At 66.0% G+C, this 21631-nt stretch carries 21 protein-coding genes and 1 pseudogene; 6 read left to right on the top strand and 16 right to left on the bottom strand.

Annotated elements, in window-relative coordinates; translation table 11 throughout:
* Positions 1-89: 89 nt before the first annotated feature.
* Positions 90-392, bottom strand: coding sequence for an AzlD family protein (locus tag AC1DRP_RS15985; RefSeq protein WP_441508145.1), 303 nt, complete (start codon positions 390-392; stop codon positions 90-92).
* Complete coding sequence (locus tag AC1DRP_RS15980) at positions 389-1111, bottom strand: AzlC family ABC transporter permease (RefSeq protein ID WP_441492355.1); 723 nt, start codon at positions 1109-1111, stop codon at positions 389-391. The genes AC1DRP_RS15985 and AC1DRP_RS15980 overlap by 4 nt, the downstream gene beginning before the upstream one ends.
* A gap of 88 nt (positions 1112-1199) precedes the next feature.
* Here AC1DRP_RS15980 and AC1DRP_RS15975 point away from each other — a divergent pair, with 88 nt between their 5' ends.
* The gene (locus tag AC1DRP_RS15975; protein ID WP_441492356.1) at positions 1200-1838 is read left to right on the top strand and encodes a CGNR zinc finger domain-containing protein; all 639 of its coding nucleotides are present in this window, start codon (positions 1200-1202) and stop codon (positions 1836-1838) included.
* A 218-nt stretch (positions 1839-2056) separates the two neighbouring features.
* Here the strand turns inward: AC1DRP_RS15975 and AC1DRP_RS15970 are convergent, their stop codons facing one another.
* The 3 genes and pseudogenes from AC1DRP_RS15970 to AC1DRP_RS15960 all read right to left on the bottom strand — a co-directional run bounded on the left by AC1DRP_RS15970 (position 2057) and on the right by AC1DRP_RS15960 (position 5242).
* Positions 2057-3067, bottom strand: coding sequence for a glycosyltransferase family 4 protein (locus AC1DRP_RS15970; protein ID WP_441508144.1), 1011 nt, complete (start codon positions 3065-3067; stop codon positions 2057-2059).
* A 25-nt stretch (positions 3068-3092) separates the two neighbouring features.
* Positions 3093-4689: pseudogene (locus tag AC1DRP_RS15965) on the bottom strand (alpha-amylase family glycosyl hydrolase).
* Positions 4690-5032: 343 nt separating this feature from the next.
* Complete coding sequence (locus AC1DRP_RS15960; RefSeq protein ID WP_476768954.1) at positions 5033-5242, bottom strand: cold-shock protein; 210 nt, start codon at positions 5240-5242, stop codon at positions 5033-5035.
* 523 nt (positions 5243-5765) lie between these two features.
* Here AC1DRP_RS15960 and AC1DRP_RS15955 point away from each other — a divergent pair.
* Positions 5766-6119, top strand: a complete 354-nt coding sequence (locus tag AC1DRP_RS15955; protein WP_476768953.1) for a hypothetical protein — start codon at positions 5766-5768, stop codon at positions 6117-6119.
* A 102-nt stretch (positions 6120-6221) separates the two neighbouring features.
* Here the strand turns inward: AC1DRP_RS15955 and AC1DRP_RS15950 are convergent, their stop codons facing one another.
* The 5 genes from AC1DRP_RS15950 to AC1DRP_RS15930 form a co-directional block, all read right to left on the bottom strand.
* On the bottom strand, positions 6222-7289 hold the full coding sequence (locus AC1DRP_RS15950) for an ABC transporter ATP-binding protein (RefSeq protein ID WP_441508142.1): 1068 nt from the start codon (positions 7287-7289) through the stop codon (positions 6222-6224).
* Positions 7290-7291: 2 nt separating this feature from the next.
* A complete protein-coding gene (locus AC1DRP_RS15945; RefSeq protein ID WP_441508141.1) occupies positions 7292-8092 on the bottom strand; it encodes an ABC transporter permease in 801 nt (266 codons plus the stop codon).
* Positions 8089-8958, bottom strand: a complete 870-nt coding sequence (locus AC1DRP_RS15940; RefSeq protein WP_441492362.1) for an ABC transporter permease — start codon at positions 8956-8958, stop codon at positions 8089-8091. The genes AC1DRP_RS15945 and AC1DRP_RS15940 overlap by 4 nt, the downstream gene beginning before the upstream one ends.
* On the bottom strand, positions 8955-9992 hold the full coding sequence (locus tag AC1DRP_RS15935; RefSeq protein WP_441508140.1) for an extracellular solute-binding protein: 1038 nt from the start codon (positions 9990-9992) through the stop codon (positions 8955-8957). Before AC1DRP_RS15935 ends, AC1DRP_RS15940 begins: the two co-directional genes overlap by 4 nt.
* 68 nt (positions 9993-10060) lie before the next feature.
* Positions 10061-11032, bottom strand: coding sequence for a succinylglutamate desuccinylase/aspartoacylase family protein (locus AC1DRP_RS15930; RefSeq protein WP_441508139.1), 972 nt, complete (start codon positions 11030-11032; stop codon positions 10061-10063).
* 107 nt (positions 11033-11139) lie between these two features.
* Between AC1DRP_RS15930 and AC1DRP_RS15925 the strand changes: the two genes are divergently transcribed.
* The 4 genes from AC1DRP_RS15925 to AC1DRP_RS15910 all read left to right on the top strand — a co-directional run bounded on the left by AC1DRP_RS15925 (position 11140) and on the right by AC1DRP_RS15910 (position 14804).
* Positions 11140-11898, top strand: a complete 759-nt coding sequence (locus tag AC1DRP_RS15925; protein ID WP_441508138.1) for an IclR family transcriptional regulator — start codon at positions 11140-11142, stop codon at positions 11896-11898.
* Positions 11899-12511: 613 nt separating this feature from the next.
* Entirely contained in the window at positions 12512-13432 is a 921-nt protein-coding gene (locus tag AC1DRP_RS15920; RefSeq protein WP_441492367.1) for a dihydrodipicolinate synthase family protein, read from the top strand.
* 244 nt (positions 13433-13676) lie between these two features.
* Complete coding sequence (locus AC1DRP_RS15915; RefSeq protein ID WP_441508137.1) at positions 13677-13847, top strand: hypothetical protein; 171 nt, start codon at positions 13677-13679, stop codon at positions 13845-13847.
* Positions 13848-13928: 81 nt separating this feature from the next.
* The gene (locus AC1DRP_RS15910; protein ID WP_476768952.1) at positions 13929-14804 is read left to right on the top strand and encodes a DUF4118 domain-containing protein; all 876 of its coding nucleotides are present in this window, start codon (positions 13929-13931) and stop codon (positions 14802-14804) included.
* Positions 14805-14828: 24 nt separating this feature from the next.
* Here AC1DRP_RS15910 and AC1DRP_RS15905 read toward each other — a convergent pair whose 3' ends face one another.
* The 6 genes from AC1DRP_RS15905 to AC1DRP_RS15880 all read right to left on the bottom strand — a co-directional run bounded on the left by AC1DRP_RS15905 (position 14829) and on the right by AC1DRP_RS15880 (position 21428).
* Entirely contained in the window at positions 14829-15899 is a 1071-nt protein-coding gene (locus tag AC1DRP_RS15905; protein ID WP_441508135.1) for a peptidase C39 family protein, read from the bottom strand.
* 2 nt (positions 15900-15901) lie between these two features.
* A complete protein-coding gene (locus tag AC1DRP_RS15900) occupies positions 15902-17002 on the bottom strand; it encodes an ABC transporter ATP-binding protein (RefSeq protein ID WP_441508134.1) in 1101 nt (366 codons plus the stop codon).
* A complete protein-coding gene (locus tag AC1DRP_RS15895; RefSeq protein ID WP_476768951.1) occupies positions 16999-18003 on the bottom strand; it encodes an ABC transporter ATP-binding protein in 1005 nt (334 codons plus the stop codon). Before AC1DRP_RS15895 ends, AC1DRP_RS15900 begins: the two co-directional genes overlap by 4 nt.
* A complete protein-coding gene (locus AC1DRP_RS15890) occupies positions 18000-18875 on the bottom strand; it encodes an ABC transporter permease (protein WP_441508132.1) in 876 nt (291 codons plus the stop codon). The genes AC1DRP_RS15895 and AC1DRP_RS15890 overlap by 4 nt, the downstream gene beginning before the upstream one ends.
* On the bottom strand, positions 18872-19819 hold the full coding sequence (locus AC1DRP_RS15885; RefSeq protein WP_441508131.1) for an ABC transporter permease: 948 nt from the start codon (positions 19817-19819) through the stop codon (positions 18872-18874). Before AC1DRP_RS15885 ends, AC1DRP_RS15890 begins: the two co-directional genes overlap by 4 nt.
* 103 nt (positions 19820-19922) lie before the next feature.
* Positions 19923-21428: an ABC transporter substrate-binding protein gene (locus AC1DRP_RS15880; RefSeq protein ID WP_476768950.1), complete on the bottom strand. Its 1506-nt coding sequence runs from the start codon at positions 21426-21428 to the stop codon at positions 19923-19925.
* Between the last annotated feature and the right edge of the window lie 203 nt (positions 21429-21631).

The following is a 21631-nucleotide window of genomic DNA, read 5'->3' as shown; positions in this document are numbered from 1 at the left end:
GGAACAGGCTTTTGCTCAGATCGACGATTGTATCCGACGCAGCGCGACCTGGGAAAGGCGAGGCTGTACCGGCATGGACGCAACTTCTACTAGAGGCTTTGTCTCAGCAGCGCGACGACGGCGACCCCGGCGAGCGCTGCCGCAAGGTCGCTGCCGCTCGCTTTCATGACCAGGATGGCCGCGGCGAGACCTGCGCATTCCGGGACGCGTCCCTGGAGTACGACCGGCGCCATGATGCCCGTCATGACGCCGATGGGGAGGGCTCGCAGCGCCGCTTCGCGCCTGGGCGTCAAAGCAACGAAGCGCATGAAGAAGAACCCGCCGGCGCGGCAGAGATAGGAGGCCGTCGCCATCACCACGAGCGCGATCGCGAAGCGCTGGTCGAGGCTCACGGCAGGGCCTCGCTCGGGGCCGGATTGCGGAAGAGCAGGGCGCCGGCTGCGGCTGCGGCAAGTCCGCCGGCGACGATGATCCAGCCGCTGGAGACGAAGGGAGCGAGCATCACAGCCGCAAGGCCGGCAGCGAGCACCGGTCCGAGATCGGCCTTGCCCTTCCACATCCCGATGAGGAGCGCTGCTGAAAAGGCGATCAGCATGAAGTCCAGGCCGTAGCGCGCCGGGTCGCCGATCAGGCCGCCGCTGAGGCGGCCGATCAAGGTGCCGAAAATCCAGGGCGCGAACATCGCGATCCCCGAACCCAGCACGAAGGCCGCATCGTCCTGACCGTGTTCCCGCTCGGCCATCGCCAGCGCCCAGTTGCCATCGCCGAGGAAGAACAGGGTTCCGTAGCTTGCGAGCGGCGGCGCTCCCGCGAGCCAGGGGCGCAGTGCCGCGCCATAGAGCACGTAGCGCGCGTTCATCAGCACGATAGCGGCGAATAATGGCAGCAGCTGCGCCCCGTCCCGCCAGACCTGAAGAGCCGCCATCTGCGCCGAACCGGAATAGATGAAGATGCTGGTCAGGACGGATTCGAGCGCGGAAAGCCGTGCCTCCGTTGCCAGGATGCCGAACACGACGCCGTAGAGGAGCACGCCGGGAGCCAATGCCTGGGCGCGGACGAAGCCGTGCTTGAAGCCGGAGAGGGTGAAAGGCGATCGCGCACCCGATGCCATGTCAACTCTTTCTAACCTTTTACAAGGTTAGTATTGTCGAGCAGCCATCGCAGCTGTCAAGTACGTCCGGCAAGAAGGGAAATCTGGTTTGATCCAGCCGGCCACCGACCCGCGCTCCTATGCGACCCATCCCCCGCTAGCGTTGGGGGGAGCGCTTTGTCTCGACTTCATCAACACGACGGCCTGGCGGGGCGACCCGGCGCGAAGCGCAGAGCGGCTGCACGACTATGCCGAACTGGTGCATTGGGCCACCGGGCTGGAACTCATCGACACGCGCTCCGCCGCGCTGCTTTTGGATGAGGCCGAGGCGAAAGTCCGGGCAGCAGAGCAGGTCCACGGTTTGGCGCTGCGATTGCGGGGAGAGATCGAACAGGCCCTCGATCCGGCGCATGCCGGCCTGGCGCGACTTGTCGAGGTCGAAGCGTTGCTGCGCGACATCGAACGCGTGGGGCAGCTCGTCGACACTGGTGCCGCCCGCATCCATCACTGGCACCCCAGCGGATCACCGCCGGATCTGCGGCTGCCGCTGCTGCCGGTCGCGGTCTCGGTGCTGGAACTGGCGGCGTCGCGCAGGCGATATCATCTGCGCCGCTGCGCCGATCCGAGCTGCGGCTGGGTCTTCCTGGACGAAACGCGCAACCAGTCACGCCAATGGTGCTCGATGGAGGGCTGCGGCAACCGCGCGAAGGCGCGCGCCCACTACGCGCGCCGCAAGGCGCGCGGGTGAGGCTCGACGGACGATGGGCTTGTCAGTCCGATCCTTCCGGCGCGTCGTTCAAGCCATCGGGCCTGGAATTCCGACAGGATCGTCGGACTGAGGCCGGCGCTCGGGCGATAGCGCGGCAGTGGTCTGACCATTCGGCGCGCCATTCAAAGGCGAAGGCGCGCTGCCATTCCCGCTCTCGTCGACCGCGGTCGCCCTGTCGGGCGCCGCCGCATCCGGCGTCAGTGGCCGAGGAGGGATCGGTACAAGCTCAAGTACCGGTCGGCCATCCGCTCAACCGTGAAGCGCGCGGCGACTGACGCCCGGCAGGCTGCGCGATCGATCTCTCCGATACGGTCGACAGCCGCGACGGCTTCATCGACGCTGTCGACCAGGAAGCCCGTAACGCCATGCTCGATCAACTCCGGCATCGAGCCGCGGTTGAAGGCGATGACCGGCGTGCCGCAGGCAAGCGCTTCGACGACGGATAATCCGAAAGGCTCCTCGAAACTGATGAGGTGAAGCAGCGCGCGCGCCGAGCCCAGGGTTTTCGTGCGTAGCGCCCCGCCAACCGGGCCGAGATAGACGACCGAACGATCGTCGAGTGCGGGAACCACCTGCGCCGCGTGGTAGCCCTCATCCTGGACGATGCCGGCCATGACCAGCCGCCGACCCGCCCGCCGCGCCGTCGCGATCGCTTCCGCCGCGCCCTTATCGGGGTGGATGCGACCAAAGAAGAGCAGGTCCTGGCTGCCATCAGGGTCGAAGGGAAAGTCCTCGAGCCGGATGCCATGATGAATCACGGCAGCATAGCGCAGGTCCCGATGGCGATCGGCCTCGCTGATCGCGACATAATGGACGCGATCCTCATAGGTCTTGAAGACGGGCAGGATGCGGTCCGACGAGAAGCCGTGGATCGTCGTCACGACCGGCGTCTCGACCAGTCTGGAGAATGCGAGCGGCACGAAATCCGCCTGATTGTGGAGGAGGTCGAACTCGCCTGCGCGCTCGAAGACATGGGCAACATGCAGCATCTCCCAGACCTTGGCGTCGATGGCAGGGTTCTCGGAATAGGGCGCCGGGCAAAGACCCGCGAGCGTGCCGGAGGTCAGGCTGTCCCTGGTGGCAAAAAGCGTGACATCGACGCCGCGCTCCACCAGGGCCTCAGTCAGGAGGCTGGTCACCAGTTCCCATGGACCGTAATGGCGGGGCGGCGTCCGCCAGGATATCGGCGCCAGCATTGCGATGCGCAAGCGATCGGCCTTTCCTCGTTCAGGATCAAGCGGCAAGGATGACGCCTTCGTCTGGCCGGAGCAGCAGCACATCGTTCTCGATGAGGGGCGCCGCGGCGAGCGTCGAAAGCAGCAAACGGCAACCGGTTGTGTCCCTGGGTAACGCCAGGCGCTGCGGCTGTCCGCCGAGATTGAGCGCGATGATCAGCCGCTGAGCGCCCTCGCGCCGCTCATAGGCAAGGACGTCGCCGTCGGATTCCAGCAGCGCGAAGGCGCCGACCGCCAAGGCCGGATGGTCGCGCCTGAGTGCCAGCAGCTGGTGATAGAGCCGGAGGATCGAGGCAGGCTCCGGCATCATCCGCGCGACATTCCGCGTCGGCCAGTCCGCATTGAGTGGCAACCAGGACTGGGCCGTGCTGAAGCCCGCATGGGCGCTTCCATCCCACGGCATCGGCGTACGCACCGGATCGCGGCCCAGGCCGAGCCCGGGTTCACGCAGGCCGCGCGGGTCGTGCAGCTGTTCGGGCGGGATTGCGACATCGCTCAGACCGAGTTCGTCCCCGTAGTAAAGCGTCGGACCGCCCCGCAGCGTCAGAAGCAGCATCGCCGCGACGCGGGCTTGAGCCTGTCCAAGCCTGGTGGCGACGCGGGGCCTGTCATGATTGCCAAGCACCCAGTTCGGCCAACCGCCCGGCGGAAGTGCCGCCTCGTAAGTGGCGATGAGCGCAGCCATCGCGCGCGCCTCCCAGACGGCCTCGATCAGTTGGAAGTTGAAAGGCAGATGCATTTCCGGCCGTTCACGTCCGTAATAGTGCATCAGGCGATCGACCGGCAGATAGATCTCGCCGATCAGCACGCGCTCACCGCGCCCGGCCGCGCCGTACCCGTCGGCAATCGCGCATCTCGGCAGCGATCACATGGACTTCCGCCTGGTCGGTCGAATGGAGCTGGAGCACGCGGTGCATCTCGGCGAGCGCGGGGTGATAGGCCGGGTTCGGCGGATTGTCCGGGAAGCTCCCTGCCTTGATCAGGTGCCAGAGTACGTCGATACGGAAACCGTCCACGCCACGGTCGAACCAGAAACGCATCACGTCGTACATCGCAGCCTGGACGGCGGGGCTGCGCCAGTTGAGGTCCGGCTGCTGCTTCAGGAAGGCGTGGTAGTAATATTGGCCGGTGGCTTCGTCCCATTCCCAGGCCGAACCGCCGAAATCGCTCACCCAGTTATTGGGCGGCCCGCCATCGGGAGCGGCATCGCGCCAGAGATACCAGTCGCGTTTCGGATTATCGTGCGAGGAGCGGCTCTCGACGAACCAGGGATGCCGGTCGGAGGTGTGGTTCGGGACGAAATCGAGCAGGATCTTGATCCCGCGCGCATGGGCCTGGGCGAGCAGATCGTCGAAATCGGCGAGCGCGCCGAAACGCGGATCGATGTCGCAGTAATCGGCAACGTCATACCCGAAATCGACCATCGGCGAGGGATAGATCGGGGAAATCCAGATCGCGTCGATCCCGAGGCCGGCGAGATAGTCGAGCCGTTGCCCGATACCCCTGAGATCGCCCATGCCATCGCCATTCCCATCCTGAAAGGAGCGGGGATAGATCTGGTAGATCACGCCGCTCTGCCACCAAGGCGCGGTCATGGGAGCGGGATGCCAGGAGCGGCCGCAGCGGCGGCGCGGTCGAGCGCTTCCTTGTTCAGCCGCTGATCCTTGAACCTGGCGGAGTTGGCGTCGCGGGCTTGAATGATGGCCTCAGTCTCTGAGCTGATCCGGTTGCGTGACAGGGATCGGGTTTGCGTCTTGAGGGATGCGGCTTCCGCCTGGGTGCGGGCTCTGGTTTTTTCGGACAGCGGCTTCTCCCGATCGGCGCTAAGCCAATACCACCGGCGGATATGAAAAAGGCCAGGCGTTGAACCTGGCCCTTCCTTCCAACCTCATGACCGACACCAGTACATCCGTGGCTATCGGTGAAGCTGAATAGCGATTACGCGGCTTGCAGCTGCTCGGCGGCCATCTTGCCGGATTTGGCGTCGCGGACCGCTTCATAGCCAAGCTTCTGGCCTTCGACGATCTCGCGCATACCAGCGCGTTCGATGGCGGAGATATGGACGAAGACGTCCTGGCTTCCGTCATCTGGCTGAATGAAGCCGAAGCCCTTGGTGGAATTGAACCATTTTACTGTGCGGGTGCTCATCACGAACTCTCCTTCTGGCAATACTTGTCGGCCACCGAGCGAATGCCCGATGGGTTCACCACGATTTTCGAAGGGGGTTCGTCAGGCGCGCATAAACACGCGGAGAAAACAGCCAAAAAATTATCGACAATCAGACAGTAAACGAATTATCGAAAAAGTAAACAACAAGTTTCATTACGGAAGAAATCAAAGAACAAGGTGCTTGGCTCGAGAAAGAATTGACCCTGTTCAGCGATGCCCGTTCGTCATGACGTGAAATATCGGTGCCGATGATGCCGAAATTGCCGAGGAAGCCCGGAAAGCTGAGAGTCCGCCTGAGGATGATCTGGGTTGGCGGAGCGCCCGCTTGAGCCGCTGCGCTCGCTGACGGGGAGCACGGGCTGACCCGTGAGTTGACGAGGCCTCAATGTAAATTTCAAAAAACAGCAGAGAATGGCACTGCGGTGAAAAGAAAATCTGTGATCGAAAAAGATGATACTGTTGGTCATCGGACAATTTTATTCCGATGAGGAAAGATAAAATCATGAAAATCCCAGCAGAACTGAAGCCGGCCGCCTGGGGCGCCGTCGGTGGAGCTGTCGCGCTTGCAATTATCGGCTTCAGCTGGGGCGGCTGGGTCACGCWGGGTAGGGCGGAGCGCGACGCCGCGGCGCGTTCCAGCACGGCGGTGATCTCCGCCCTCTCGCCGATCTGCGTGGTCAGGTTCCAGCAGCAGGCCAACGCGACCGAACAACTTGTCGAGCTGAAGAAGATCGGCTCATGGCAGCAGGGCGAGTTCATCGCGAAGGGGGGATGGGCGACAATGCCGGGTAGCTCGTCACCCGATTCCGATGTCGCCAAAGCCTGCGCCATCGCTCTCGGGCTGACCAAGACCTGAGGTCACTCCGGCGTCGGGTGGCCGCTTGCGCGTGGCCCCTTGTCTTCGTCCGCGGATGGGCGGCTTTCGATGCCCAGCCGCGCGCGATAGGGGATTGTCCCTTCAGGCCTTCGGAAACCAGATCAGCCCGGCCGGCTTCGGGATAAGGCCGATTGGCTTGCCGGGCTCCAATCCCCTGGCATCCTCAGGCGGAACGCTGGCGACGATCGCGCTGCCGTCGCCGAGCCGGGCATGGAGATTGGCGATCGCGCCCTGATAGGAGATCTGCTCGACGGTGGCCTTGAGGCTGCCCGGGGAGGCGTGATCGGCAAGCGCGATCGCCTCCGGCCGCAGAAGGGCTTCGCCCTGGGCACCGGGTACCGCGGCGGCGCCGGGATCGTGCAGGCGCATCTCCAGCCCGGCCGCAAGCTCCGCGACGGCGTCCTGTCCCTCACGGCGCAGGATCCGGCCGGCGAGGAAGTTCGCCCTGCCGATGAAATCCGCGACGAAGCGATTGGCCGGCCGTTCGTAGATCTCGCTGGCCGAGCCGATCTGCTGCAGCTGGCCGTCCTTCATCACCGCGATCGTGTCGGCGATGCTCATGGCTTCGGTCTGGTCATGCGTCACGAAGATCGAGGTCAGCCCGAACTCGCGCTGCAGACGCGACATTTCGAGGCCTGTGCTCTCGCGCAGCTTGGCATCGAGATTGGAGAAGGGCTCGTCGAGAAGCAGGATCGACGGGTTGATGACGAGCGCGCGGGCGACCGCCACACGCTGCTGCTGGCCGCCCGAGAGCTGGCGTGGAAGCCTGTCTGCGAGGCCCGACAGCTTCAGCTTGCCCAGCATCGCCGTCACGCGCTGTTCGCGCTCGGCGCGCGCCACGCCGCGTCGGCGCAATCCGAAGGCGATGTTCTCGGCGGCGCTCAGATGCGGGAACAGGGCGTAGTTCTGAAACACGAGGCCGGTGTCGCGCTTATGCGCCGGAAGGGTCGTGATGTCGCTGTCGCCGACGCGGATCGAGCCGGATGTCGGCGCGATGAAGCCCGCCACCATCCGCAGCGTCGTCGTCTTGCCGCAGCCGGAAGGGCCGAGCAGCGCGAGCATGCGGCCTTGCGGGATTTTTGCGCTCATGTCGGCGACGGCGACCGCCGAGCCATAGGTCTTGCGCAGGTTTTGAAGCTGGATGTCCATGGTCAGTTCCGGCGGCCTCCGAAGGTGCCCAGCAGGTGATAGAGGATCATCAGGCCGAGCGTCGCCAGGACGAGCAGGCCAGAGACCGCTGCAACGGATGGCTCGAAGCCGAGCTGGACCGCCGAGTAGATCATAACCGGCAGCGTCGGAGCCCCGGGCTCCGCCAGGAACAGCGCCAGCACCACCTCGTCGAAGGAGGTGATGAAGGCGAGAACCGTGCCGGCGACGATGCCGGGCCGGACCACCGGCAGAACGACCAGGAAGAAGGCGGCGACCGGCGAGGCCCCGAGATTGCGCGCGGCCTCCTCGAGGCTGCGGTCGAAGCGGCGCAGCACCGGCAGCGAGACGCGCAGCACATAGGGTGTGCAGACGATCACATGCGCGGCAACGAGCTTCCAGGAACCGGCAAGAAGGCCGGTGCGCGTGAAGAACAGCGTGAGCCCGACGGCGAGCACCAGGGTCGGCAGGATGAGCGGCGAGAGGAAGATGGCTTCGAGCAGCCGCCGGCCGGGAAAGCTGAAGCGGGTCAGCGCATAGGCCGCCGCGACGCCAATGGTGCAGGCGATCAGCGCGCTGACGAGCGCAATGCGCAGGCTGACGGCGAGCGCCGAGAGATAGCGCGTGTCATGCAGCGCGGCGGCGTACCATTTGAACGTCAGTCCCCGGGGCGGGAAGGCGAGGTAGCCGGTATCGCCGAGCGGTGCGGCGACGACGACGAGGATCGGCAGCAGCAGGTAGACGAAGGCGAGTACGGCCAGCAGCAGCAGCACGAAGCCGAGCGGTGAACGGAAGGAGATCGTCATCGCGCCGCCTCGCGTTCGCCACGGCCTTCGAGCAGGGCGCCATAGGCCAGGGACAGCGCGAGCACGGTGACCAGCAGGATGGTCGCCAGCGCCGCGGCAAAGGGCCAGTCGAGCAGCTCGATCGCCTGTTCGTAGATCGCCGTCGCCATCACATTGGCCCGCGCGCCGCCGACCAGGCTCGGGGTCGCAAACGCGCTGATCGCCAGCGAGAAGACCAGGAGCGAGCCGGCGACGATGCCGCCGCTCGCAAGCCGCAGCGTGACGAGGCCGAGCGCGACGCTTGGCCGGGCGCCGAGGCTCATCGCGGCATATTCCAGATCGCGGTCGATCGACTTGAAGACGCCGTGCAGCGTCAGGATCATCAGGGGCAGCAGCACCTGCGCCAGCGCGATGATGACGCCGGACATCGTATACATCGTCTGCACCGGCCGGTCGGCGAGCCCAAGCGCCATCAGGCCGTGGCTGAGGAGCCCGTCGCGGAAGAAGAGCACCATCCAGCCGAAGGAGCGCACCACGGCGCTGACCAGCAGGGGGAAGGTCGTGAGCAGCAGGAGAAAGCCCGCCCAGCGCGACTGTGCGCGGGCGAGCAGATAGGCGGTGGGCACGCCGAGCACCAGCGTGATGGCGGTCACGGCCGCACCGAGCCCGAGGGTGCGCCCCAGGATTTCCCAGTAATAGGAATCCCCGGCAAAGCGCTGATAATGCGCGAGCGTGATGCCGGTTGCGTCGCTCGCGCTGATCGCCAGCAGCGACGCCTGCGGCCAGATGAAGAAGACCGCGTAGACGAAGGCGCAGGGAGCAAACAGGAGGACGGGCGCGAAGAGCGCCCACCGCGGCCCGCTGCTGCGCGTCGCTGCCTTGGTCACCGTGCGATTTCCCGGTTCCAGCGCTCGATCCAGGAGGCGCGCTTGGCGTTGATCTTGTCGCGGTCGAGCTGCGCGAGCTTGTCCACCGAGGGAACCTCGCCGGTCAGATCGGCCGGGAGCTTGGTCTCGGGGTTCGAGGCGGTCCAGCGCATCGTGCGGGCGATTTCGATTTGTGCCTCAGGCTTCAGCATCGCGTCGATCGCGGCATTGGCGATGTCGGCATTCTTGGCGCCCTTGGCGACGCAGGCTGTGATGAAGACCGCCGGGCTGCCTTCCTTCGGCGTCGCAAAGGCGACCGGCAGGCCGGCCTGCTGCAGCTTGAACGTATTGCCGGTGTCGTAGGGCATGATCCAGATATCGCCCTGGCCGAACAGCGTCGGCAGGTCGGAAGCCGCCTTGAAGATCGTCTCACCCTTGATCTGCTTCATCGCCTCGAAGCCGGGCTCGATATTGTCCTCGCTGCCGCCAAAGGCCTTGGCGAGCATGACGAGGAAATCGACACCATAACCGTTGGTGATCGCCGGAAAGGCGATGTGACCCTTGTATTCCGGCTTCAGGAAGTCCTTGTAACTCGTTGGCGGAGTGGGAATCTTGTCCTTGCGGTAGACGATTCCTTCGGCGATCACTGCCCAGGTCACCCAATGGCCGTCCGGATCCTTCAGCCCCGCCGGGATCTGTCCAAGCCGGGAGACGCCCGAGAGCGGCTGGCTCAAGCCCTCGCTCTTGGCGAAGGCTTCCTGGCCGCCCGAGAACTGGAACAGGTCGATCTGCGGGTTGCCGGCCTCGGCCTTCATGCGGGCGAGCGCAGCCGCCGACTGCATCGGCACTTGCGTCGACGAGGCGCCGGTCGCCTTGTCGAAGGGGGTGAAGACGGCCGACTGGATGATGTCCATGGTCGAGCCGCCGAAGCCGGAGCTCACCAGCTTGCGGCCGGCGAAGGCTTGAGCCTGGGCCTGGCCCGAGGCAAACGGCAATGCCGTCGAGGCGGCGAGCGCTGCAAGAAGCTGGCGCCGGTCAAGAGAGCTGGTACCCATCACGATCCCCTGTTTGTTGGACCGGGCATCCGAACCCGGTCTGGAATTACCGAGTTCAAGTGCAAGGCTCAGGCCGCGTCATATCCCTTGGTCCCGACCAGCTCGAAAACCTGGTCGCCATTGTAGATCGGCATATGCGGGCGGCGGATCGAGCCGACCCAGGCCTTCTCAACCGGGCAGCGCACCTCCTCGACGACATCTCCGAAGAGATCGACGATATCGGCGAGATGCTGGTCCTTCACCACGTCGTCGCCAGGCCCGACCTTTGGAATGAACAGGCCGCCCTTGATCGCCTTGTGATGGATCGCGTCGCCGCCGAGGCGGAACTGCGCCGGCAGGACCGGCGCGCCCGGCAGCATGCCGCGCGCCTTGCAGACATTGAAGATCGCCAGGGTGAGGCGATCGAGATCCTCGGCGGTCACGCGGGCGCCGCCGCCGCTCTCGACGATGAGCGAGGGCTTGCCGCTCCTAGTGTAATGCGTGAAATGGCAGCCCGACAGGCCTTCTTCCAGCGAGTTCCAGACATTCGGCGCGCCGCAGGCGCGTCCCAGCCGCTCGGACTCGATGCCCTCGGGCGTGCCGTTATTGTGGAACAGCGTGTAATGGCAGGTGATCGTGAGATCGCCGCCCGAATGCAGGTCCAGCATCGCGTCGGAATGGGCCAGCGACAGATCGAGCAGCCGGTGAGCGAGCTGATAGGTGTGGTGGCCGCGCGGATCGCCGGGGAAGACGCGGTTGAGGTTGTAGCCGTCCTGTGGGGTGAGCCGGTTGTAGCCGCGGAAGCCGAGCGGATTGGCCAGCATCAGGCAGACCACCCGGCCGGAGAGCTCGTTCAGGTCCACCGTCTTCAGGAAGCGCTGGATCGCGAGCGGGCCAACCACTTCCGGGCCATGGATGCAGGCCTGGAGCCAGAGCGTCGGGCCGTCCTTGCGCCCTTCGGCGATCAGGACCGGCGAGTAGATCGCGCCATCCGGATAAGAGCCAAGCTCGACATGGCCGCGGGTGATCTCCCCCTTGGCCGGTTTGGCTGTCCCGATCATCATTGGCTCCGCTCTCTCGTTCGCGGCTGTGCAGTACGTGCTCGCTGTTGTTATGTATCCTGAGTCGTCCCATATATGTCAACACTGTTATCTCTAATGGAACAGCAATGAGCTCGCTCGAAAATGGACTGCGCATTCTCTCCCTCGTCAGAGAGGAGCGACCCGTGTTGCGTGTGGGCGAGGTCTGTCGCGAACTCGACATGCCGAAGGCCTCGGTCTCGCGGCTGCTCAAGACGCTCTCCGAGGCCGGCCTGCTGGAGCGCGAGGAGCGTGACCAGGGCTATGTGGTCGGTGGAAAGGCGCTGGATCTGGCCGCGCTCTATCTCGCGCGGCACAACCTGCTCGATCTCGTGCGGGTCGCTATCGACGATCTGGTTCGCGAATTCGGCTTCACCGGCCATGCCGGCATCGTCGCGGGTCACGAGCGCGTGCTGCTCGTCGCGCAGCAGGGCACCTATGCGCTGCAGCACACCGGCTCGGTCGCCGAGCGCAAGCCAGCCTTCGATTCGATCATCGGACGGGCGATCCTGGCTCGCCTCGATGACGCGCAGGCGATGGCGCAGCTCGATGCCCAGGGCAAGCTCGGCATCCGCGCCAGCATGAGCGACGACGATGTCAGGGCCGAGTTCGCCGCCATCCGCAAGGACCGGATCGCCCGCTCATCGAGCCTGATCACGCCGGGCATCTCCTCGATCGGCGCAGCCATTGCCGATCCCGGCCGCAACGAGATCATGGGCCTGTGCCTGTCGTTTCCGACGATTGCGGCCGATGCGGCGATCCAGGACCGCATCGCTTTGAGCGTCGCAAGGCATGCGCAGGCGATCGGCCTGCGCATGCGCGATCCGGTCTGGTTGCAGGGGGACTGACCGGAGCGGCCGGCGGGGCGTTTCWGCGAGCCCCGCCCTGGGCRCGAGGGGGCATGGTCCGGGCCGGATTGGGCGCGGCTGGTCTGCGCTTMGAGGCACCGCGACCGCGATGGCGGGGCGGATTGGGGGCGTCAGGCCCGCCAGGAAGCGGCCATGCCGCTCCACGCCGCGCGTGAGATGAGCGTCGAAGCGTTTGGCGAGGGAATGGAGCAGGGCCAGGAGTTTGAGGGTACGCTGCAACATTCATGACGGCACGCATTCTGTCGGTGCGCATCTCTTCACGGGATGTACCTGACAGATATTGCGCGTCATTCTGCTTGCGATGTGCTTCTGCAGAGCGCGCCATAAACGCTCCATAAGCCACCCGCCGGGCCGTTCTGCGCCCGGCATGTCAGCAGGGTTTGGGCTTGTCGATGCGAGCCCGGCCGGGCGTTCCCGGGCACGCGGCGCCCTTACGTGAGGCCCATGCCGATCCGCATCGAATCCTTATGCGGAACCAGCCGAGACTGTGACGGTGGTCGCGCCTGACCGTCCTCCCGAGCGGGACAGCCTGTCGGGACGATGGCCCGCAGCGACGTGCCACGATCGATGGTCTGACAGGGTGAGGTTTCCGATGGATCACTGGCTTCGCGGGATGTTCACCCCGTTGGTGACGCCCTTCAGCGGCAATAGCCTGGACGAACCAGCCTTCCTGCGACTGGTGGATTGGCAGATCCAGGAGGGCGCGGACGGCATCGTTCTCGGCTCYGCCAGCGGCGAAGGCTCGACGCTGACGGATGAGGAGCGCATGCGCTTGCTCAGGCTGGCGCGGGCCGCTGCGGGGCCGGTCTATCCCATCATCGCGGCGGCCGGGTCGAACGCGACGGCGCAGAGCATCGCCGATGTCCGCAACGCCACCGCGGCGGGAGCCAATGCGATCCTGCTGCGTCTGCCCTATTACAACAGGCCGACCCAGGCCGGTCTCGTCCAGCACATCCTGTCGGTTGCCGCCGCGACCCCCTTGCCGTTGATCATCGACAATGATCCCGAGCGCTGCGCGGTCGAGCTCGCGCCCGAAACCCTGGCCGAACTGGCGGCGACGCCGACCATCATGGGCGTGCTCGAGCGTCGCGGCGACGTCGCGCGCTGCGACCGGATCATGCGCAGCTGCAGCCGGCATTTCATGCGCCTGACCGGTGCCGGCGACACCATCCCCGCCTATCTTGCCTCCGGCGGCTGCGGTGCGATCACCAGCATCGGCAATCTTGCGCCGCGGCTGCTGGGCCGGATCAGGGAGGCCTGCCGCATCGGCTCCTTCGAGCAGGCGCAGATCCTGCAGCGCCGCCTGGTTCCGCTCCTCGGCCTCACCGCCCGGGAGCCGGACCCCGTCGCCATCAAACTGGCATTGTCGCTCCAGCATCCCGGCATCAGCCCCGCCTGTCGGCTGCCCCTTGTCACGGCGGCCGCGTCGCTCGTCGAGGACCTGACCTATGCGCTCGATGATCTGCCCCGGCCGATCAACGGCCGCGCGGTCCATCGGCTTTCCGCCGCCTAGATCATCGGACCGGAAATCGCTTCCGGACCGATGATCTAACCCTTTGTGTTTGCATCGGCTTTCCCGAAAACCGCAATCCACTTTTCGGGCCGATGCTTTAGGCGCGGAACCCAGCCCTGCCTCTGAAGGAACCACCGTGCCGGTGATGCCCCTTACGCCTGCCTTATGCCGCTGGATGAGAGCTCGCATAGCGAGCTTACGGGGAGAAGGCCGATCATCCGCTTTTCGCATGACGGAGGCGAACATGGTCACCTATGAGGCATCCCTGAGGCGGCGACGCGAAGCAGTCTATCGTGCCTCGCGCCGCCATCGGCCGTTCGGCGGGATCGCGCGCGACCTGTTGCAGTCCCTTGTCCTGCTGCTGCTCTTGGCCTGCATCCTGGCGGTCCGGATCAATTTTACGGCACCGCACTAGGCGCAGGCCGGAAGCGCGGCTGCCGATGCAGGATTGGCGCACCATATGGTGGGCATGCCCACCGGCATCAGGGAGATTGCCATGAGCACCCTCAGGTCTCCGGGTGAGTTCGAGCTTCTGCCGGACCCCGATACGCTGACGGCCTTGCAGCTCTTCAAGGCTCCGATGGTGGTTCGCTATGTCCTGGCGGTCGCGATGACCGTCATCGCAACCGTGGTGGCGGTCGGGCTCGACAACGCGGTGACGATCCCGAACCTGTCGCTCGTCTTTGTCGTCCCGGTGGTGATCGCGGCGGTTTTCTTCGGGCTGGGACCCTCGCTCTGCGCGGCTGTCCTCGGGGCGCTGTCCTATAATTTCTTCCTGACCGAGCCGCGTTTCACGCTGCGCGTCGACGACCCCGCCAGCATCTGGGCGATCGGGCTGCTCTTTGTCGTCGGTCTGATCACAAGCGCCGTGGCCTCGACCGCCCGCCGCAGGGCAGACGATGCGGTGCTGGCGCGGCGGCAGGCCGGGATCGTGCGGTCCTACAGCCGGGACATCGTCGCGGCCGGCGAACCCAGGGCGGTCTTCTCCCGCACCGCCAATGCGCTCGAAACCCTGTTTCAGGTCCCGGTCATCGTGATGCTGATGTCCGAGCCCCTGGGCGATTTCGTCGAGAGACGCGGCGCCATCGAGCCTCGCGAGGTCGACATCGACGCGGCGCGCTCGTCGCTGACCACCGGCGCGGTTTCGGCGGCCGACGTCTACCCCTTCAATGGCTCGCGCTTCGATTTCTGGCCGGTGATGACGTCAGTGGGAAACCGCGCCGTCATCGGGCTGGCGTTCGATCCCGAAGAGCGCCCGCCGCAGCCCGGCACCCTTGTCGAAATCATCGCAAGCCTTCTCGCCCTGGCCCTCGATCGTCAGCATCTCCGGACCGGGTCGGACAGCGTCGCGGACGGGCAGGGGGCATCCTAGGCCTTCCCCTGCCGTTGTGGACGCCTACGAGGAACTCCGTCCGATCAGCAGCGCTGCCCGGTAGCTCGGTTCGCCATACCGGGCCATGCGCTCCAGGACTGAGATATGGATGGGAAGGTCGAGCACGTCGGCCTCCGTTTCCAGTGCGTCCGTCTCGATCCAGGGATCATTCAGCAGGAACAGGTCGTCATGGACGGCGTGGACGACAACCCAGTGGGGCGCTGTCCGGCCGTGCGTTTCCATCTGGTCGATCAGAACGACGGCAATGGCACCCTCGGCGATGGCGTCGCGCAGCTCCCAGCTCTCGAAGGCGCGATGTTCGACATCGATGCCGGAGGCGAGCACCCGGCTCTTGAAGTCGGCCTGGACGAAGGTCATCAGCTCGCGCTTGGCCTCCGTGTTGCCGCGGTCAAGCAGGACCGGCTCCGAAGCGCTCGTGAACAGCCGGAGCGCATAGCCGCGCGCGGCAACGGCCAGTGCGAGCCCATACGGGTCGCAGCCGCCCGGACCCGTCAGCCCGATGACCGTCGTGGCTTCGCGCCACAGGGCGATTTCGAGCTGGCGATCGGGAACGACCGCGGGCTCGAGGCCAGCAAAGGCCATGGCAAGTGAAGCGGGGCCGCAGGTGAAGCCGGTCGATTGCGGGTAGAGCGGTGCGACCGGCTTCGGCGGCCGCTGCGCGTTGCGCAGCTTGCGCTCGGTGTAGACGGAGCCCTGTTCGGCAGCCGCAATACCGGTCAGCCTCCGCAGGGCCGGCGGCAGCTCGTCATCTCCGGTCGCACTGGCAATCCGCCAGGTCAGGATATCGGCCTCGAGCGAGATCAGTTCAAGCGCGGCGACCAGCGCGCGGCCAATCTCCTCGCCGGCGCCATTCGCGTCCGCTGGATCGACCCAGAACCTGACGATGCGCAGCATCGCGGTCGTCCGGCGGCGAAGCCCGGCGAGAACTCCGACAATCACGGACCCTTGTCTTGCGACGAGAATGAGCTGCCCGGGTGCGGACAGAAGAGGGCCCAGGCGGCTGGTGACCTCCGCCGGCAAGCCGTGCGGCGCGTCCTGGCCGCCGGGAATGCGCGTGACCTCGATTGCTGGCATGGTCAGTTGGTCCCGATGCGAGAGCCGGAGGCGGCCGCAGCACTGCGATAGAGCGACAGCAGCTGGGCGGTGCGCGGCGCATGCCGCGGGGGTTGCGCCGCGGCCGGAGTCGATGCGAGCTCGCGCCAGCGGTGGCAGGCAACCGAGCGCCCGTCATCGCCCGGTGTGAGCGCAGGCACTTCGCGCTGACAAAGCGCGACGGCGAATGGGCAGCGCGGATGGAAGCGGCAGCCGGACGGCGGATTGAGCGGGCTCGGCATGTCTCCGGACAGCACGGCGCGGCTTCGGCGTGCGCCAGGTCGCGCAACCGGCGCGGCGGCCAGAAGCGCCTGCGTATAGGGATGCGCCGGGTGGGCGAAGATCGCGTCCTTCGGGCCGATCTCGACGATATTGCCGAGATACATCACGGCGACGCGGTGGCTCAGGTGCCGGACGACGGACAGCCCGTGCGAAATGAAGAGATAGCTCAGTCCGAGCCGTTCCTGCAGGCTCCGCAACAGATTGACGATCTGGGCCTGGACCGAGACGTCGAGCGCAGAGACCGGCTCGTCGCAGACGATCAGCCGCGGCTCGACGGCCAGCGCACGCGCGATCCCGATGCGCTGGCGCTGTCCGCCGGAGAACTCGTGCGGGTAGCGATCTGCATGTCTGTCGGCGAGGCCGACCAGGCCGAGCAGCTCGGAGACCCGGGCGGCAACGCTGTGCCTGTCGGCGAGGCCGAAGAGCAGGGCGGGCTCGGCAATCAGCTCGCCGACCGTCATGCGGGGATTGAGCGAGCCGTAAGGGTCCTGGAAGATCAGCTGAACATTGCGGTGCAGGGCGCGCCGCTCGCTTGACGACAGGGTCGCGATATCTCGCCCCTCGAACAGGATGCGTCCGCTGCTGGGGGCCGTCAGCCCGACCAGCATTCGCCCCGCCGTGGACTTTCCGCAGCCGCTTTCGCCGACGAGCGACAGGGTTTCGCCCGGCGCGATCGAGAAGCTGATGTCGTTGACGGCGCTCAGCCTGCGCCTTTGCCACGGCCATGTGCCTGCGACGCTGAACTGCTTGCTCAGCCCGTCGACGGTGAGAAGCGTGGTGGCGGCATCCGCAGCCGGCATCATGCCTGCCCTTCCTGCATGAGGGTTTCCAGAAGCGGTGTGCGCCAGCAGGCGGAGGAATGCCCCGGCCTGACTGTGCGGAGTGGTGGGACCTGCGTGCTGCACCGCGCAATGGCGAACGGGCAGCGGGGCTGGAACCCGCAGCCGGGAGGCAGGGCCAATGGATCGGGCGGGCCGCCCTCGATCGGCGTGAGGGGCTCCTCGTCGCCCTCGATCGCCGGCATCGAGCTGAGGAGGCCGACGGTATAGGGATGCTCGGGGCTGTCGAACAAAGCCCCGACCGGAGCGGTCTCGACGATGCGCCCCGCATACATCACCGCGACACGGTCGGCCATCTCCGCGACGACGCCGAGGTCATGGGTGATGAGGATGATGGCGGCTCCGGTCGTGGCCTTCAGCTCCCGCATCAGGTCGAGAATCTGGGCCTGCACGGTCACGTCGAGAGCCGTTGTCGGCTCGTCGGCGATGAGCAGCCTGGGACGGCAGGCCAGCGCCATTGCGATCATCGCCCGCTGGCGCATGCCGCCGCTGAGCTCGTGCGGATAGGCCTTGACCCGCGTCTCCGGCGACGGAATGCCGGTCAGCTGCAGTACTTCGATCGCCCTTGCATGCGCCTGGGCATGGCTCGTCGGCTCATGCAACTGGATCGCTTCGATGATCTGGTCGCCGATCGTCTGGACGGGATTGAGCGACGTGTTGGGCTCCTGGAAGATCATGCCGATCTGGCCGCCGCGAATGTCGCGCATGGCATGGGCGGGCTTGGCGACGAGGTCCTCGCCGCGAAACAGGATCTGCCCCGCCGTGATCTCGCCCGGCGCAGGCACGAGCCTCAGCAGCGAGAGCGACATGATGCTCTTGCCCGAGCCGGATTCTCCGACGATGGCGAGCGTCTCGCCGGCGCCGACGGCGAAGTCGACCGCGTCGACCGCCATCACCTTGCCGGCAGCGGTGTTGAAGCAGACGCGCAGTCCGCGGACCTCGATCACGGGTGTCTCAGTCGTCATCGGCGCAATTTCGGATCCGTGAGGTCGCGGAAGGCGTCCCCGAGAACGTTACAGGACAGCACGATCACGAAGATCAGCAGGCTGGCGGCGGTCGACACATGCGGCGCCAGGAAGATGAAGCTCCGCCCCTCGGCCGCGATGCTGCCGAGTTCCGCGGTCGGCGGCTGCAGGCCGAGGCCGAGAAAGCCGAGAGCCGCTGCGAGCAGGATCGTCTCGCCGAATTGCAGCGTGCAGTAGACGACGATCGAGGCCGCGCAATTGCGCAGGAGGTAGCGATGGATCAGCGTCGCGTCGGATAGCCCGATCACGCGGCCGGCCTCCATATATTCCGCCTGCATGACTGTCGCGGCCGTCGCGCGGGTGACGCGGGCAATCCGGGGCGAGGCCGATAGCCCCAGCGCGATCACGAGGCTGTCCATCCCGATGCCGAGCATCGCTGCGAGCGCGAGGCCGAACAGGATCGAGGGAAACGAGAGCAGGACATCGACGATGCGCATCAACGGCCCTTCGAGCCGGCGATAGAACGCCGCCAGGAGCCCGATGCTGCCACCGATCAAGGTGCCGATGGCGACCCCGGCGAAGCCGAGGATCAGGGTCGTCCTCGTGCCGTAGAGCAGGCGGGTCAACAGGTCGCGGCCTTGAGAATCCGTTCCGAGGAGGTGAGCGCCGCCGGGAGGACGCAGCCGGAGCCGGAGATTGGTATGATAGGGGTCGAACGGCGTCAGAAGTGGCGCAAACACGGCTGCCGCGACGATGACGAGAAGGAGGATCAGCGCAGCGAGCGCGACCTTGTCGCTCCTGAGGCGCTGGAACATGCCCGGCCGAGACGGGCGAGCAGCTGTTACGGTCGATGCGGGACCCTGGGCGCTCATCGCAGGGCACTCCGGATGCGCGGATCGAGCAGGCCGTAGAGCGTATCGACGATCAGGTTTACGACGATGAAGCCGCAGGCGATCACGAGAATGGCGCCCTGCGCCATCGGGAAATCGCTCGACACGATGGCGCCCACCGCGAGCCGGCCGACGCCCGGCCAGGAGAAGATCGTCTCGGCGATGACTGCGCCGCCGAGCAGCGATCCGATCTGGAGGCCGATGAGCGTCACGACCGGGATCAGCGCCGTCCGCAGCGCATGGCGCGTGACGACCTGGAACTCGGATGCGCCCTTGGCCCGCGCGGTACGGATGAAATCGGCACCCAGCACCTCGACCACCGCCGTCCGCGTCATCCGTGCGACCGGGCCGATGAAGATGACGCCGAGCATCAGCGCCGGCAGTGCGACGTGATGCAGGCCCTGCAATGTCCAGAGCGGTCCGCCACGGCCCTGGAGCGGAAACAGCTGCCAGCGATAGGCCGCAAATTGCAGCAGCAGCAGCCCGACCCAGAAGGCCGGCACCGACACGCCGGCCACCGACAGCGCCATGACCGCGCGATCGAACGCTTTTCCGCGCCGCGTGGCGGCAAGCGTGCCGAACAGGATGCCGAGCGGCACCGCCCAGCTCAGGCTCGCCACCATGAGCTCCACGGTGGGGCCCAGTGCAGAGGCCAGTTCGTCGAGCACCGGGGCGTTGTTGATGATCGAGCGGCCAAGATCGCCCTGGGCGACCCGCAGGATGTAGAGCCAGAACTGCACCAGGATCGGGGCGTCGAGACCCAGCTGGCGCCGGATGGCATCGATTTCGGCCGCCGTCCCCGTGGGGCCAGCGATGATGGTTGCCGGGTCGGTGGGAATGACCTGCAAGAGCAGGAACCCGGCGAAGAGCACCCCCAGCAGGATCGGTAGCGAGCTCAGGAGGCGCCAAAACAGCTGTCGCGTCACGTCAATTCGTCCCTGGGCGCACGGCTTCCGGGCATCCAGGTGCCCCTTGCCGTCGCCTGTTCCACATCCGGCGCGCCGAGCGGCGCAGGCGGCTTGCTCGCCGTTACTTCGCCGGCATGAGGTCCAACCCGTTGTAGAGCGCCGCTCCGCTGATGCCGTGCGGCTTGAACGGCTTGAGGGTGGTCCGCGAGACGACGGTCAGTTTCTCGTTCACCAGCGGTTTCCAGAGCACGGCCTCATGGACGATCGCCTCGGCCTGGGCGAAGGCGCTGTAGCGCGCTTCCGGCGAGGTCGCGCGGTTGCCCTCCTCGATCAGGCGATCGGTATCCGGGTCGTTCCAGTTCATCCGGTTGGGCGTCGGCATGTTGCTGGAGAGGAAGTAGAGGTTCATCGCCTCGCCGGCGCTCAGATAGGGGTAGTTCATCTGGTAGAGATCGAAATCCTGGGTCCGCAATTTGCCCCAGACGATTGTCGCGTCGTAGAGCTCGACCTTGAGATCGATGCCGATCTTGCGCAGATCCCCTTGGATGGCCTCGGCCATCTGGCGATTGGCGTCGCCCGTGAAACCGTAGAAATTCAGCGAGAGCGGCTTGCCGTCCTTCATGCGGACGCCCTTGGGACCCGCGACCCAGCCGGCCTCGTCGAGTAGTGCCTTGGCCCGGACCGGATCGTAGCGGAAGGCGCCGAGCTTCATCCCGGGATTGAAGTCGAGGGTCGCCTTGGAGAAATAGGCGTTCGCCGCCTCGGCTTCGCCGAAGAAGATGGCATCGGCGATCGCGCCTTCGTCGATGGCGAGGCTGATGGCTTCGCGGATGCGCTTGTCCGCCAGATGCGGGCGCGTGATCTTCATGCCGACATAATGGGTGCGGAAGGCCAGGTCGGGATTGAGGAGCCGGATCTTCGGGTTCGCCTGCACCTCGGCAACGGCCCAGGCCGGTACCGAATAGGAGAGGTCGCCTTCGCCGGTCTGCAGGGCGGCGACGAGCGTCACAGCCTCCGGCACGATCTTCCAGACAAAGCGGGCGACACCTGCCGGCCCCGCATTCTCCATGAAGGCCGGCCCCCAGCGATAGGCGTCGTGCCGGGTCAGCACGGTCTCCGTCCGCGGCTTCCAGGAACGGAAGCAGAAAGGGCCGGTCCCATTGAATGCGGAAATGCCGAAATTGTCCTTCAGCGCCGCTGCTTGCTCCGGGTCGATGATGACGAAGTTGAACTGCGTCATCTGATAGAGCAGTTCGGAGTAGGGTTCCTTGAGACGATACTCCACGGTGTAGTCGTCGAGCGCCTTGATGCTCTCGACCTTGCCCGCCTTCCATTTGCTGACGCCGGCGAAGTCCGGATTGAGCCAGCGCTCGACCGTGCCCACGACAGCCGCAGCGGTAAAGCGCTTGCCGTCGCAGAAGCTCACGTCGCGGCGGAGATGGAACGTATAGGTCCGGCCGTCCGGGCTGACCTCCCAGCGTTCCGCCAGGCCGGGGCGAACGGTCTTCAGGTCGCGGTCGAGCGTGACCAGCGTTTCGCCGACCATGTACAGCACTTCTGCTGCGGCGAGCGTCGTGGTGCGTTGGGGGTCGTAGCGATCGGCGTCGCTCGTTCGCAGGGCCGTCAACGTGCTCTCTTGCGCCAAAGCAGCAGCCGGCGCGGCGAGAAGAAGCGCGAAAGCAAGGCTCGCCGCGCGTGACCCGAAAGAATCCAACAAAACCCGCTCCCGTGCGATTGAGCCGCTCTCCCTGCCAGATCCCGCAAACCCGGTTCTGGTGGTCGCGAACGGCATAGTAAGGTGGCTGCCAGCGCCGGCCATAACGATAAGAT

The sequence above is a fragment of the Allobosea sp. 01N443 genome (assembly GCF_056399325.1).
The sequence above is the reverse complement of the archived record's forward strand: the minus strand, read 5'-3'. Positions and strand labels throughout refer to the sequence as shown.

Coding starts and splice junctions, on each gene's coding strand:
- AC1DRP_RS15950 (WP_441508142.1), bottom strand. CDS start 7,289: ATGGACATCCAGCTTCAAAACCTGCGCAAGACCTATGGCTCGGCGGTC.
- AC1DRP_RS15905 (WP_441508135.1), bottom strand. CDS start 15,899: ATGCCAGCAATCGAGGTCACGCGCATTCCCGGCGGCCAGGACGCGCCG.
- AC1DRP_RS15895 (WP_476768951.1), bottom strand. CDS start 18,003: ATGACGACTGAGACACCCGTGATCGAGGTCCGCGGACTGCGCGTCTGC.
- AC1DRP_RS15910 (WP_476768952.1), top strand. CDS start 13,929: ATGAGCACCCTCAGGTCTCCGGGTGAGTTCGAGCTTCTGCCGGACCCC.
- AC1DRP_RS15935 (WP_441508140.1), bottom strand. CDS start 9,992: ATGGGTACCAGCTCTCTTGACCGGCGCCAGCTTCTTGCAGCGCTCGCC.
- AC1DRP_RS15945 (WP_441508141.1), bottom strand. CDS start 8,092: ATGACGATCTCCTTCCGTTCACCGCTCGGCTTCGTGCTGCTGCTGCTG.
- AC1DRP_RS15915 (WP_441508137.1), top strand. CDS start 13,677: ATGGTCACCTATGAGGCATCCCTGAGGCGGCGACGCGAAGCAGTCTAT.
- AC1DRP_RS15890 (WP_441508132.1), bottom strand. CDS start 18,875: ATGAGCGCCCAGGGTCCCGCATCGACCGTAACAGCTGCTCGCCCGTCT.
- AC1DRP_RS15930 (WP_441508139.1), bottom strand. CDS start 11,032: ATGATCGGGACAGCCAAACCGGCCAAGGGGGAGATCACCCGCGGCCAT.
- AC1DRP_RS15900 (WP_441508134.1), bottom strand. CDS start 17,002: ATGATGCCGGCTGCGGATGCCGCCACCACGCTTCTCACCGTCGACGGG.
- AC1DRP_RS15960 (WP_476768954.1), bottom strand. CDS start 5,242: ATGAGCACCCGCACAGTAAAATGGTTCAATTCCACCAAGGGCTTCGGC.
- AC1DRP_RS15980 (WP_441492355.1), bottom strand. CDS start 1,111: ATGGCATCGGGTGCGCGATCGCCTTTCACCCTCTCCGGCTTCAAGCAC.
- AC1DRP_RS15925 (WP_441508138.1), top strand. CDS start 11,140: ATGAGCTCGCTCGAAAATGGACTGCGCATTCTCTCCCTCGTCAGAGAG.